Source organism: Polaromonas sp. 39-63-25 (assembly GCF_002278925.1).
Lineage (GTDB): Bacteria > Pseudomonadota > Gammaproteobacteria > Burkholderiales > Burkholderiaceae_C > Polaromonas.
On the sequence record NZ_NCJH01000004.1, the window covers coordinates 25,195 to 37,302 of the forward strand.

Below are 12,108 nucleotides of genomic sequence, written 5' to 3' on the forward strand. Positions count from 1 at the left end.
CTGAATCACCTGATCCCCGACCGCCATGTACCAATACACCGAATTTGACCGCGAGTTTGTGAAAGCCCGCGCCGACCAGTACCGCGACCAGCTGACCCGCTGGCAGGCCGGCCAGCTGGCCGAAGACGACTTCCGTCCGCTGCGCCTGCAAAACGGCTGGTACGTCCAGCGTTATGCGCCCATGCTGCGCGTCGCCGTGCCGTATGGCGAACTCTCCAGCGCGCAGGTGCGTGTGCTGGCGAAAATCGCCCGCGAGTATGACCAGCCCAACGCCGCGCTGTTCAACGACGCGCAGGCCACGCAGGACAAACTCGGCCCGGTCGAACTGAAAAGCGGCCTGTCGGTGGCTTCCAAACTGACCGCCGGTTATGCCCACTTCACGACGCGTCAGAACATCCAGTACAACTGGATTCCGCTGGACAAGTCGGCCGACGTGATGGACCTGCTGGCCAGCGTCAACATGCACGGCATCCAGACCAGCGGCAACTGCATACGCAACATCACCAGCGACGAACGCGCCGGCATTGCGGTCGACGAAATCGCCGACCCGCGGCCCTTTGGCGAAATCCTGCGCCAGTGGAGCACGCTGCACCCCGAGTTCGCCTTTTTGCCGCGCAAGTTCAAGATCGCCATCAGCGGCGCCAGGGAAGACCGCGCCGCCACCGCCTGGCACGACGTGGGCCTGCACCTGATCCGCAATGCCGAAGGCGGGCTGGGCTTCAAGGTGCTGGTTGGCGGCGGCATGGGCCGCACGCCCATCATTGCCACCGTGATCCGCGAGTTTTTGCCGTGGCACCAGGTCATGAATTACATCGAGGCCATCGTGCGTGTGTACAACCGCTACGGCCGCCGCGACAACATGTACAAGGCGCGCATCAAGATCCTGGTGAAGGCCGAGGGCCAGCGCTACATCGACGACGTGGAAGCCGAGTATCGGCAGATCATGGAGCACGACGGCGGCCCGCACACCATCACGCAGGCCGAGCTGGACCGCGTGACGGCCTCGTTTGTGCCGCCCACACTCCAGTGCGACCGCAAGAGCGCCGATGCCAAGATCGCCAACATCCTGCGCGCTGCCGCCGAGGACGACATCGAGTTCGGCCGCTGGCTCAAGCAGAACGTGGCACCGCACCAGAACCCCGACCTGCGCGCCGTGACCCTGTCCTTCAAGCGCCTGGGCCAGGCGCCCGGCGATGCCACCGCCGACCAGCTCGACGTGGCGGCCGACCTGGCCGACCGTTTCAGTGCCGGCGAGGTGCGCGTCACGCACGACCAGAACCTGCTGCTGCCCTGGGTGCGCTGCGACGAGTTGCCCGAGCTGTGGCGCGCGGCGCGCAAGTCCGGTTTTGCGCGCCCCAACATCCGCCTGCTGACCGACATGATCGCCTGCCCCGGCGGCGATTTCTGCTCGCTGGCCAATGCGCGCTCCATCCCGATCGCCGAAGCCATCACCGAGCGTTACCAGGACATGGACGAGCTGCACGACCTCGGCGAGATCGACCTGCACATCAGCGGCTGCATCAACTCCTGCGGCCACCACCACAGCGGCCACATCGGCATCCTGGGCGTGGACAAGGACGGCAAGGAGTGGTACCAGGTCACGCTGGGCGGCTCCGACGGCTCCACGCTGAGCGGCGCGCCGGTGCCCGGCAAGGTCGTCGGCCCTTCTTTCTCCGCGGCAGAAGTACCCGAAGTGATTGAAGCCGTGCTCGACACCTACCGCAGCCAGCGAGAGGCCGGTGAGACCTTTATTTCAACGTTGCGCCGCGTCGGCATGGACCCTTTCAAGGAAGCCGCCAAAGGTGCGCGTTTTGCCGCCACTGCTGTGGCCGCCTGAGGAAAACCGCATGAAACTTTTGCCCTTTGCCGACCACGCCGTCATTGAAAACAGCTCCGTCCTGGTGCTCGCGAACGACGCCGACCCACTGCAGGCTTCGCTCGAAGGCGTGACACGCATCGACCTGCACTTCCCGAAATTCACCGATGGCCGCGCCTTCAGCCAGGCCTTTCTGCTGCGCCGCCGACGTGGCTTCGAGGGTGAGATACGCGCCACCGGCGACGTGCTGGCCGACCAGCTCGCGCAGATGGAGCGCAGCGGCTTTGACGTTGCCGTGCTGCGCGCCGACCAGGACATGGCGACTGCCGAACGCGTGCTGGCGGCCTATCCTGGTTACGGCGTTGGCAAATACCAGGGCGATGCTGTGGACGTACAACCCCATTTCAAGGAAGCAGAGGAAGGGGCTACGGCCTGAACACCATGACCCTCGACCTCGCAAAAATCAACGCAGAACTCGGCCACAACGCACAGGGCCTGGTGGACTGGGCCGTGGGACTGGGCCGGCCAGCCATCGTCACCACCAATTTCCGCCCCTTCGAGGCAGTCATCCTGCACATGGTGACGCGCGCCAACCCGAAAGTTCCGGTGGTCTGGATGGACAACGGCTACAACACCGAGGCCACCTACCGCTTCGCCGACGAAGTGACGAAGTTGCTCAAGCTGGACCTGCACATCTATCTGCCGCGTCGCTCGCGTGCGCACCGCGAGGCCGTGGAAGGCCCGACTCCGGCGCTGGACGATCCGCGCCATGCGGCCTTCACTGAAGAAGTGAAACTCGAGCCTTTTGCCCGCGCCCTGCGCGAAACTGCACCCCAGGTCTGGTTCACCGCCTTGCGCGCCACCGACACCGCCGTGCGCGCCCAGATGGATGCGGTCAGCGTCAATCCGGATGGGCTGATCAAGGTCGCACCTCTCCTGCACTGGTCGTCCAAAGAGCTTTACCAGTACTGTGAAATCAACGGCCTGCCCAACAACTTCGACTACGTGGACCCCACCAAGGGCGAGGACAACCGCGAATGCGGTTTGCATCTCGCACACTGACTTATGAACGCCCGCACACCATCCAATCTGCTGCCAGCCGACCCGGCGACCTCCATCGCTCGGCTGTCCAACGCCCACCTCGACGCGCTCGAGGAGGAAACGATTTTCATCCTGCGCGAAGTGGCCGCGGCCTTCGAGCGCCCGGCCTTGCTGTTTTCAGGTGGCAAGGACTCGCTGGTCATGCTCAAGTGCGCCGAGAAGGCCTTCGGCGTGGGCCGCATCCCCTACCCGCTGCTGATGATCGACACCGGCCACAACTTCCAGGAAGTGACCGACTTCCGCGACCTGCGCGCGAAAGAGCTCGGCGCCGAGCTGATCGTGCGCAACGTCGAAGACTCGATGAAACGCGGCACGGTGCGGCTGGCGCATCCCGGCGAATCGCGCAATGTGCACCAGTCGGTGACCTTGCTGGAAGCCATCGACGAGTTCCGCTTCGACGCGCTGATCGGCGGCGCGCGCCGCGACGAGGAGAAAGCCCGCGCCAAGGAGCGCATCTTCTCGCACCGCGACAGTTTCGGCCAGTGGCAGCCCAAGGCCCAGCGGCCCGAACTCTGGACCCTGTTCAACACCCGGCTGCAGCCCGGCGAACACTTCCGCGTGTTCCCGATCTCCAACTGGACCGAACTCGACGTCTGGCAGTACATCGAACGCGAAGCCATTGCCCTGCCCTCGCTGTACTACGCGCACCAGCGCAAGGTGGTCGAACGCAAGGGCCTCTTGGTCCCGGTGACCGAACTGACGCCGGCCCGCGAGGGTGAGGAAGTGATCGAGAAAACCGTGCGTTTTCGCACCGTGGGCGACATCACCTGCACCTGCCCGGTGGACAGCCCGGCCGCCACCGCCGCCGAGATCGTGATCGAGACCCTGGCCGCCGATGTGAGCGAGCGCGGCGCGACACGCATGGACGACAAGACTTCCGACGCTTCGATGGAAAAGCGCAAAAAAGACGGGTACTTCTGATGAACACTACTGATTTGATAGCTGGCGGCGCAACACTGGCGGGCGCTGCAGGCCAAAATGACCTGAAATCCGCGCTGAAGTTCATCACCTGCGGCTCGGTCGACGACGGCAAGAGCACGCTGATTGGCCGCCTGCTGGTGGACAGCAAGGCCGTGCTGCAGGACCACCTGGCCGGTGTGCAGCGCGGCGGCGAAACCGACCTGGCCTTGCTGACCGACGGCCTGTCGGCCGAACGAGAACAGGGCATCACCATCGACGTGGCCTACCGCTATTTCGCCACCGAGCACCGCAAGTTCATCATCGGCGACGCGCCCGGCCACGAGCAGTACACGCGCAACATGGTCACGGCCGCGTCGAGTGCCGACGCCGCCGTGGTGCTGGTCGATGCGACCAAGCTGGACTGGAAAACTCCGTCCATGGAACTGTTGCCGCAAACGCGGCGCCATTCGCTGCTGGTCAACCTGCTGCGTGTGCCATCCATTGTGTTCACGGTCAACAAGCTCGACGCGGTGGAAGATCCCGCGCTGGCCTTCAAAAACATCAGCGCAGCGCTGACGGCTTTTGCGGGCGCTGCGCAGATCCCGGTCAGGGCCATCGTGCCGATTTCCGCACTCAAGGGCCACAACGTGGTGGACGCCATGCCCGGCTGGTGCGGCTACGAAGGCCTGTCGCTGCTCCAGTTGCTGGAGCACCTGCCGGCCACCCCGGCCGAAAGCACCGAGGCGTTTGCCTTCCCGGTGCAGTGGGTGGAAAAATTCTCGTCCTCTGCGGACACCTCACAAGGCCGCCGCGTCTTCTGGGGCCGTGTCGCCACCGGCGGCGTACAGCCCGGCCAGAGCGTCACCGTGCTGCCCAGCGGGCAGACCGCCGTGGTGGCCCAGGTGCTCGACCACGCCCGCCAGCCCAACTCCATTCTGGCCGGCCACAGCGCCGGCATCGTGCTGGACCGCGAGGTGGACGTGTCGCGCGGCGACTGGCTGCTGGCTGCCGACACCTTTGAACCCACACGCGAACTGTCGGTCACCATCGCCTGGATGGACGACGAACCGCTGGTCGCCGGACGCGTCTACTGGGCCTTGCACGGCCACCGCTGGGTGAAGGCCAAGGTCAAACGCATCGTGCACAAGCTCGACGTCAATACCCTGGCCGAGGAAGACGCCAGCGAGCTGCCGCCCAACGCCATCGGCCACATCGAGCTGAGCCTGCAGGCCCCGCTGGCCACCCTGCCATATGCCCGCTCGCGGGTCCTGGGCTCGCTGGTGCTGGTGGACACGGCATCGAACAAGACCTCGGGCGCCGCGCTGATTCTTTGATCAGGATCAGCCCCGATCAAGCACCCGACTTAACCCTGCTCACGGAATCCTCTTAAAATTGAGGGTTTCCACCGATCCCGCAAGAACAACATGACTCACATCGTTACCGAATCCTGCATCCGCTGTAAATACACCGACTGTGTGGATGTCTGTCCCGTGGACTGCTTCCGCGAAGGCCCCAACATGCTGGTGATCGATCCGGACGAGTGCATCGATTGCGCGGTCTGCATCCCGGAGTGCCCGGTCAATGCCATTTATGCCGAGGAAGACGTGCCGGCCGACCAGGTCAACTTCATCAAGATCAATGTCGAGCTGAGCAACGCGCCGGGCTGGAAAAGCATCACCAAGCGCAAGGAAGCCTTGCCCGATGCCGAAGAGTGGAAAGACGTCACCAGCAAACTGGACCAGCTCGTTCGCTGAGACGTACCCGCCGCGGATTACGCGCCTGCCTGCCCTCTTCAAACTGCAACCCCCAAAAAAGCCCCATGGAACCTCAACTGAACCAGGAAGTGATCAACACGGCTGTCGCGCACGATGGCCCGATAGAGACCGATGCGGTCATCGTCGGTGCGGGACCGGTCGGGCTGTTCCAGGTGTTTGAACTCGGCCTGCTGGAAATCAAGGCCCATGTCATCGACTCGCTGGCCTACCCCGGCGGCCAGTGCATCGAGCTCTACCCGGACAAGCCAATTTACGACATTCCCGCCGTGCCCATGTGCACCGGCAAGGAACTGACCGACTCCCTGCTCAAGCAGATCGAGCCCTTTGGCGCGACTTTCCACTTCGGCCAGGAAGTCAGCACCGTCGAAAGGCAGGACGACGGCCGCTTTTTCGTCCAGACTGCCAAAGGCACGCAGTTCCTGACCAAAACCATCTTTATTGCGGCCGGCGTGGGGGCTTTCCAGCCGCGCCTGCTGAAGGTCGACGGCCTGGAGAAGTTTGACAACACGCAGCTGTTTTACCGCGTCAAGTCACCGGCTGACTTTGCCGGCAAAAACCTGGTGATCGTCGGTGGCGGCGACTCCGCGCTCGACTGGGCGCTCAACTTCGCCAAGGAAGGCCCGAACAAGGCCGAAAGCGTGATCCTGATCCATCGCCGCGACGGTTTCAAGGCCGCCCCGGCCAGCGTCGCAAAGATGAAGGAGCTGTGCGACAACTACGAGATGCAGTTCATCGTCGGCCAGGTCACAGGTTACGAGGAAAAGGACGGCAAGCTCACCGGCGCCAAGGTCACCGGTGCCGACGGCGTGACCCGCGTGGTGCCACTCGACGTGATGCTGGTCTTCTTCGGCCTGTCGCCCAAGCTCGGACCGATCGCCGAGTGGGGCCTGGACATCGAGCGCAAGCAGCTCAAGGTCGACACCGAAAAATTCTCTACCAATGTGCCCGGCATTTTTGCGGTCGGCGACATCAACACCTACCCTGGCAAGAAAAAGCTGATCCTCAGCGGCTTTCATGAATGCGCGCTGGCGGCTTTCGGCGCGGCGCCTTTCATCTTCCCGGACAAGAAAATCCACCTGCAGTACACCACCACCAGCCCGAAACTGCACAAGGTACTCGGGGTGGAGACGCCCGTTTTCGACTGAACACCGGGCTACAACCCCCTGTCAGGCCCGCCAAGTGCGGGCCTTTTCTTTGTCTGTCGTTTTTTCGATGCAATTTTATCCGGGTAATATTGACAGCCTATTTTTACCCGGGTAATATCCAGTCCATTGAAAAAGAGGACAGGCCGGCGACCACGGCAGGTCAGGCATCTCTTCCATCTGGTCCTGTCAGGAGAGAACATCATGGGAACCCTTCATCTGGTCTTCGGACCACAAGGCGCCGGCAAGTCAAGTTATGCGCGCCAACTCGCAGCGAGCTTCAAGGGCGTCCGCCTGTCGATCGACGACTGGATGGGCCAGCTGTATGGCCCCGACCTGCCCACACCCATGAACTTTGCGTGGATCATGGAACGCGTCCAGAGGTGCGAGAAGCGCATCTGGGCCACCGCGGCAGAAATTGCCGGCACGGGCGGCCACGTGGTGCTGGACCTCGGATTCATGAAGGTCAGAAACCGGACTGAATTCCTGTCGCTGGCCAGCGCCGGCCAGCATCCGGCGCAGCTTCACTTTGTCAACGCCCCGCTCGATGTCAGGCGCCAGCGCGTGCTCCAGAGGAACAGTGACAAGGGCGACACCTTTTCTTTCGAGGTCAGCGCGCCCATGTTCGATTTCATGGAACGCGAGTTCGAGCCGCCCACGGAGCAGGAGCTGGCCAGTGCCACCGTGTTCCATTCACACTGAAAGAAACCATGCCCCCATCGTCCGGCCCCATGGCCAGCACCTCCCCGCAGCGGTGTTGCACGGCCTTCGAGGAAAGCCGCCGTATCGCCACCGGCCCCTTGCGCGAGGTCGCCCTGAAGGTCAAGGCCGTCGCCGACCAGGGCCGGCAGAAAACCATTCTGGTGTTTGACGACCTGACGAGCGAGCTGGTCGAGCTGGACCTGCGCGGCAGCGACGCCGATGTGCTGGACCGCCTGCAAGCGCCCGGGCTTGCGGAGGGCGGCGATGTCCCGGCCACGCCGGAGCCGGAGGACGCACCGCGCGGCCCCGGCCGGCCCCGGCTGGGCGTGATCGCACGCGAGGTGACCCTGCTGCCGCGGCACTGGGAGTGGCTGGGCAGCCAGCCCGGCGGCGCTTCGGTGGCCCTGCGCAAGCTGGTCGAGGAAGCACGCCGCACCCACGAGGGCAAGGACCGCGCGCGCCGGGCGCAGGAGGTGGCCTACCGTTTCATGTCGGCCATCGCCAGCAGTCTTCCAGGGTTTGAAGAGGCCACCCGCGCCCTGTTCGCGGGAGACAGCGACCGCTTTGATGCGCAAACCCAAGCCTGGCCGCCCGACCTGCGCAGCCACGCGCAAGGCCTGGCCCGGCAGGCGTTCATGGCACCGGAAGAAAAAAAGGGCGTGGCATGACAACACGACCTCCGCTGATGTGGAAGGCCTTCCTCGTCTTCCTGGGTCCCATGATGGCCAGCAACATCCTGCAGGGGCTGTCGGGCACGATCAACAACGTCTACCTCGGCCAGATGCTTGGTGTCAGCGCCATGGCGTCGGTGTCGGCCTTCTTTCCCGTGATGTTCTTCTTCATTGCCTTTGTCATCGGACTCGGCGCCGGGGCCTCGGTGCTGATCGGCCAGGCCTGGGGTGCCCAGGAGCCGGACCGGGTCAAGGCCATTGCAGGCACCGCGCTGAGCGTCGGCCTGCTGGCCGGGCTGGCCGTCGCGGTGTTCGGCGGAACCTTCACCGGCCGGCTGCTCACCCTGCTGGGAACACCGGCTGATATCCTGCCCGGTTCCATCGCCTATGCCCGCGTGATGCTGATCGCCATGCCCGGCCTGTTTGTGTTCCTGCTGGTCACCTCCATGATGCGCGGCGTGGGCGACACGTTGACGCCATTGCTGGCACTGCTGCTGTCCACCGCGGTAGGCCTGGTCGTGACGCCGGCGCTGATCCGTGGCTGGGGCGGCCTGCCGCAATTGGGGGTCGCCAGCGGCGCCTGGGGTGCGGTGCTGTCCTTCACAGTGGCGCTGGCCTGGCTGGCCTGGTACCTGCGGCGCAAGGGCCACGCGCTGGCACCCGACGCCCGCTTTCTGCAGCACATGAAGATCGACCGCGCCATCCTCGGGAAAGTCCTGCGCATCGGCCTGCCCACCGGCATGCAGATGGTCATCGTCTCGCTTGCCGAAGTGGCGGTGCTGTTCCTGGTCAACCGCTTCGGCTCCGATGCCACCGCCGCCTACGGCGCCGTGAACCAGATCGTGGCCTATGTGCAGTTTCCGGCGATCTCCATCGCCATCACGGCCTCCATCCTCGGGGCGCACGCGATAGGCGCGGGCCATGCCGAGCGCCTGGGCACCATCGCGCGCACGGCCATCATGCTCAATCTGGTGGTGACCGGCGGTCTGGTGTTGCTGGCCTACCTGTTCTCGCGCAGCATCATCGGCCTGTTCATCACGAGCGCACCGGTCATCGAAACGGCCCAGACCCTGCTGCACATCATGCTGTGGAGCACGGTCATCTTCGGCATGTCGGCGGCCATCTCGGGTGTGATGCGGGCCAGCGGCTCCGTGCTGGTGCCCACCGCGATTTCCATCACCGCCATTCTGGCAATCGAGGTGCCCGTCGCCTGGCTGCTGAGCCGCTCCATCGGCCTCAACGGCATCTGGGTGGCCTACCCCGTAGCGTTCACCGCCATGCTGGTGATGCAGACCGCTTACTACCGGCTGGTGTGGCAACACAAGCCGATCCGCCGGCTGTGAGCCGGCGGCGCGTCATGCGGGTCCTGCCGTAGAATCCAACTCGCGTTCCCGGAGGAGCGCATTCGCTGGGGGTGTTGCCACGCAAGTGGCGACTGAGAAAGTCCCTTTGAACCTGACTGAGGTAATCCTCGCGCAGGGAAGCATGTCCAAGGCGCGCTGCAGGTTTTTCGACCGCGCACGCGCCCTCGCAAGCCGACCTGCCATTGACACAAGGAAAAGTTGATGGCCACCCTACCCGCTACCCCCAACACCGCACTCACGCCCCTGGCCCCCGGAGACCGCCTGTTCGGCTGGCGCGAACACGCCGCACTCTGGCTCAGCCTGGGCGTCGGCCTGCTGGTCATGCAGATCGGCGCCTACCTGGTCCCGGCGCTCGGCGCCAAAGCCGCCATGGCCGTGATTGTGGTCGGATCCATCCTCGGCGCCGGCCTGCTGGCCTGGACCGCGAAGATCGGCTGCGACAGCGGCCTGTCGAGTGCCGGCCTGATGCATGCCACCTACGGCAGCAGCTTTGCGCGCCTGCCGGTGCTGCTCAACATCGTGCAGCTGATCGGCTGGACCACGTTTGAACTGGTGGTCATGCGCGACGGTACGGTCGCCATCGCCCGGCAGTCGGGCTCGTTTGTCGCGTCCTTCTGGCCGGTGCTGGCCACCCTGCTCTGGGGCGGCGTGCTGATTGCCCTGCTCTCGGGCTCCATGGTCAAGCTGGTGCGCAAATTCATAGGCCGTTATGGCCTGCCGCTGGTGATTGCCTCGCTGCTGTGGCTGACCTGGCAGTTCCTCGGACGCGCCCACGCGCAAGGCTGGCAGGACATCTGGAATCGCCCCGGCACCGGCGGCATGAGCACGCTGTCGGCCCTGGACCTGGTGATTGCCATGCCAGTGTCGTGGTTGCCGCTGGTGGCCGATTTCGCACGCCATGGCCGCGACGGCAAAAGCGCGCTGCGCGGCACCTGGCTGGGTTACGCGATTGCCAACACCTGGTGTTACGGCCTGGGCGTGCTGATTGCGCTGACCACACCAAGCACCGACCTGGTTGCCGCCCTGCTGCTGGCGCAAGGCGGGCTGATCGCCCTGGGCCTGATCCTGATCGACGAGGTGGACAACGCCTATGGCGACCTGTACTCCGGTTCGGTCGCGGGCCACAGCCTGAAACCCGGCTGGAGCCTGCGCCGCTGGGGCATGGCCCTCGCCGTCCTGTGCACCGGCCTGGCGCTGGTGCTGCCCATGCACAGCCTGGAGCCGTTTCTGCTGATGCTCAGTTCGGTGTTTGTGCCGCTCTACGGCGTGATCCTGGCGCGCCTGGGCGGTGCGCAGAATGTGGCCGCGCTGGTGGGAACGAAAAAAGTCAATGTCAGCGCGGTCGTGATCTGGGTGCTGGGCGTGGCCACCTACCACCTGTGCGCCAAACTCGCGCCCGAGTGGGGCGCGGCGCTGCCCACGCTGGCGCTGACCTTTTTGCTCGCCCGTGTGACCCGTGCCCATTCCGGGCCGGCTACCGGAGAACGCGTACTCAGCCCCGCGGCTTGAGCGGCTTCAAGGGCTTGAGCCGCATGGCCAGCGGCGCATGCCCGTGGTTCAGCGGCCCGCTGCCGGCGCCGGTTTTTACCTTGGCGCCGGCCAGCAGTGCCGCACGCACGTAGGCCCGGGCCATTTCCACGGCTTCCCGCAAGGGCTGCCCCAACGCCAGTCCGGCCGCAATGGCGGAAGAAAGCGTGCAGCCCGTCCCGTGCGTGTTGGCACTGTGAATGCGCGGCGCATGCATCCAGTGCCTTTCGCCCGCTGCCGTCAGCAGCAGGTCCATCACCGTGTCGCCCGGCAGATGCCCGCCCTTGAGCAACACCGCGCGTGCGCCCTTACCCAAAAGTTCGTGGGCGGCCGCTTCCATGTCATCTGCATTGTTCAGCGGCCGCCCGACCAGCAGGGCAGCTTCGTCCAGATTCGGCGTGACCAGCACCGCGCGCGGAAACAGCTCCCGCACCAGCACTTCAATGGCCGGGTTGTCAATCAGCACCGCGCCGCTGGTGGCCACCATCACCGGGTCGAGCACGATCTTTTCAAGCGCATGGCGGTCAATGGCTTCGGCCACGGCCAGCACGATCTCGGGCGCATGCAGCATGCCTATCTTCACGGCGTCCACACCGATGTCCTCGACCACCGCATCGATCTGGTCGCGCAGCATGGCCGGCGGCACGCCATGAATGGCCCGCACGCCCTGGGTGTTCTGCGCCGTCAGCGCGGTGATGGCCGTCATGCCGTAACAGCCGAGCGCGGCAAAAGTCTTCAGGTCCGCCTGGATGCCCGCCCCGCCGCCGCTGTCCGAGCCCGCAATGGACAACACGCGCGGGTACTCGAATTCAAAAGTGTCGTTGCTCATGGAGAAAAGTGTTTCCCGGTGGTTCAGGCCCTGCGAAGGCGATGCCGGATTATCGGGGAAGCCGCTTGGCGCCTTGCGCCCCGGGGATCAGCGCCTGAATTCTCGGCCCAGAGTTCAAAGCTGCGCCAGAAGTCCGAAAAAGTCAGGCTATAATCTTAGGCTGTATTCCTCAATAGCTCAGTTGGTAGAGCGCCGGACTGTTAATCCGTAGGTCCCTGGTTCGAGCCCAGGTTGAGGAGCCAAGATTTGAAGCCTGGACGTGCACAACGTCCAGGCTTTTT

At 64.7% G+C, this 12,108-nt stretch carries 12 protein-coding genes, 1 tRNA gene and 1 riboswitch; of the genes, 12 read left to right on the forward strand and 1 reads right to left on the reverse strand.

The window, feature by feature from the left end:
* Nucleotides 1–25 precede the first annotated feature (25 nt).
* From B7X65_RS05370 to B7X65_RS05420, 11 genes are all read left to right on the forward strand, one after another.
* Entirely contained in the window at nt 26–1,837 is a 1,812-nt protein-coding gene (locus B7X65_RS05370; protein WP_293593274.1) for a nitrite/sulfite reductase, read from the forward strand.
* 10 nt (nt 1,838–1,847) lie between these two features.
* Entirely contained in the window at nt 1,848–2,252 is a 405-nt protein-coding gene (locus B7X65_RS05375) for a DUF934 domain-containing protein (protein WP_293593275.1), read from the forward strand.
* A gap of 5 nt (nt 2,253–2,257) precedes the next feature.
* Nucleotides 2,258–2,878 carry a phosphoadenosine phosphosulfate reductase family protein gene (locus B7X65_RS05380; protein WP_293593276.1) on the forward strand — a complete coding sequence of 207 codons (621 nt, stop codon included), beginning with the start codon at nt 2,258–2,260 and terminating at the stop codon, nt 2,876–2,878.
* Between the two features lie 3 nt (nt 2,879–2,881).
* Nucleotides 2,882–3,838, forward strand: a complete 957-nt coding sequence (gene cysD / locus B7X65_RS05385) for a sulfate adenylyltransferase subunit CysD (RefSeq protein ID WP_293593277.1) — start codon at nt 2,882–2,884, stop codon at nt 3,836–3,838.
* Nucleotides 3,838–5,151 (forward strand): GTP-binding protein, encoded by a 1,314-nt coding sequence (locus B7X65_RS05390; RefSeq protein ID WP_293593278.1) that lies wholly within the window; start codon nt 3,838–3,840, stop codon nt 5,149–5,151. The genes cysD and B7X65_RS05390 overlap by 1 nt, the downstream gene beginning before the upstream one ends.
* A gap of 90 nt (nt 5,152–5,241) precedes the next feature.
* Nucleotides 5,242–5,571: a ferredoxin FdxA gene (gene fdxA / locus B7X65_RS05395; protein ID WP_293593279.1), complete on the forward strand. Its 330-nt coding sequence runs from the start codon at nt 5,242–5,244 to the stop codon at nt 5,569–5,571.
* Between the two features lie 65 nt (nt 5,572–5,636).
* A complete protein-coding gene (locus B7X65_RS05400) occupies nt 5,637–6,737 on the forward strand; it encodes an NAD(P)/FAD-dependent oxidoreductase (RefSeq protein WP_293593280.1) in 1,101 nt (366 codons plus the stop codon).
* Between the two features lie 201 nt (nt 6,738–6,938).
* A complete protein-coding gene (locus B7X65_RS05405) occupies nt 6,939–7,436 on the forward strand; it encodes an ATP-binding protein (RefSeq protein WP_293593281.1) in 498 nt (165 codons plus the stop codon).
* 8 nt (nt 7,437–7,444) lie between these two features.
* The gene (locus B7X65_RS05410) at nt 7,445–8,104 is read left to right on the forward strand and encodes a DUF2239 family protein (protein ID WP_293593282.1); all 660 of its coding nucleotides are present in this window, start codon (nt 7,445–7,447) and stop codon (nt 8,102–8,104) included.
* Nucleotides 8,101–9,450, forward strand: a complete 1,350-nt coding sequence (locus tag B7X65_RS05415) for an MATE family efflux transporter (protein ID WP_293593283.1) — start codon at nt 8,101–8,103, stop codon at nt 9,448–9,450. Before B7X65_RS05410 ends, B7X65_RS05415 begins: the two co-directional genes overlap by 4 nt.
* Before the next feature lie 57 nt (nt 9,451–9,507).
* Nucleotides 9,508–9,606: riboswitch (TPP riboswitch) on the forward strand.
* A 66-nt stretch (nt 9,607–9,672) separates the two neighbouring features.
* Nucleotides 9,673–10,980: a cytosine permease gene (locus tag B7X65_RS05420; RefSeq protein WP_293593284.1), complete on the forward strand. Its 1,308-nt coding sequence runs from the start codon at nt 9,673–9,675 to the stop codon at nt 10,978–10,980.
* Here B7X65_RS05420 and thiD read toward each other — a convergent pair.
* Nucleotides 10,964–11,827, reverse strand: coding sequence for a bifunctional hydroxymethylpyrimidine kinase/phosphomethylpyrimidine kinase (gene thiD, locus B7X65_RS05425; RefSeq protein WP_293593285.1), 864 nt, complete (start codon nt 11,825–11,827; stop codon nt 10,964–10,966). The two genes, B7X65_RS05420 and thiD, sit on opposite strands and share 17 nt — an antisense overlap.
* Nucleotides 11,828–11,993: 166 nt before the next feature.
* Here thiD and B7X65_RS05430 point away from each other — a divergent pair.
* Nucleotides 11,994–12,069 (forward strand) — tRNA-Asn (locus B7X65_RS05430).
* Nucleotides 12,070–12,108 lie beyond the last annotated feature (39 nt).

What these genes read in the sequence shown, in the direction of transcription:
- cysD (WP_293593277.1), top strand. Translation starts at nt 2,882, where the DNA reads ATGAACGCCCGCACACCATCCAATCTGCTGCCAGCCGACCCGGCGACC.
- B7X65_RS05400 (WP_293593280.1), top strand. Translation starts at nt 5,637, where the DNA reads ATGGAACCTCAACTGAACCAGGAAGTGATCAACACGGCTGTCGCGCAC.
- thiD (WP_293593285.1), bottom strand. Translation starts at nt 11,827, where the DNA reads ATGAGCAACGACACTTTTGAATTCGAGTACCCGCGCGTGTTGTCCATT.
- fdxA (WP_293593279.1), top strand. Translation starts at nt 5,242, where the DNA reads ATGACTCACATCGTTACCGAATCCTGCATCCGCTGTAAATACACCGAC.
- B7X65_RS05415 (WP_293593283.1), top strand. Translation starts at nt 8,101, where the DNA reads ATGACAACACGACCTCCGCTGATGTGGAAGGCCTTCCTCGTCTTCCTG.
- B7X65_RS05405 (WP_293593281.1), top strand. Translation starts at nt 6,939, where the DNA reads ATGGGAACCCTTCATCTGGTCTTCGGACCACAAGGCGCCGGCAAGTCA.
- B7X65_RS05410 (WP_293593282.1), top strand. Translation starts at nt 7,445, where the DNA reads ATGCCCCCATCGTCCGGCCCCATGGCCAGCACCTCCCCGCAGCGGTGT.
- B7X65_RS05370 (WP_293593274.1), top strand. Translation starts at nt 26, where the DNA reads ATGTACCAATACACCGAATTTGACCGCGAGTTTGTGAAAGCCCGCGCC.
- B7X65_RS05420 (WP_293593284.1), top strand. Translation starts at nt 9,673, where the DNA reads ATGGCCACCCTACCCGCTACCCCCAACACCGCACTCACGCCCCTGGCC.
- B7X65_RS05375 (WP_293593275.1), top strand. Translation starts at nt 1,848, where the DNA reads ATGAAACTTTTGCCCTTTGCCGACCACGCCGTCATTGAAAACAGCTCC.
- B7X65_RS05390 (WP_293593278.1), top strand. Translation starts at nt 3,838, where the DNA reads ATGAACACTACTGATTTGATAGCTGGCGGCGCAACACTGGCGGGCGCT.
- B7X65_RS05380 (WP_293593276.1), top strand. Translation starts at nt 2,258, where the DNA reads ATGACCCTCGACCTCGCAAAAATCAACGCAGAACTCGGCCACAACGCA.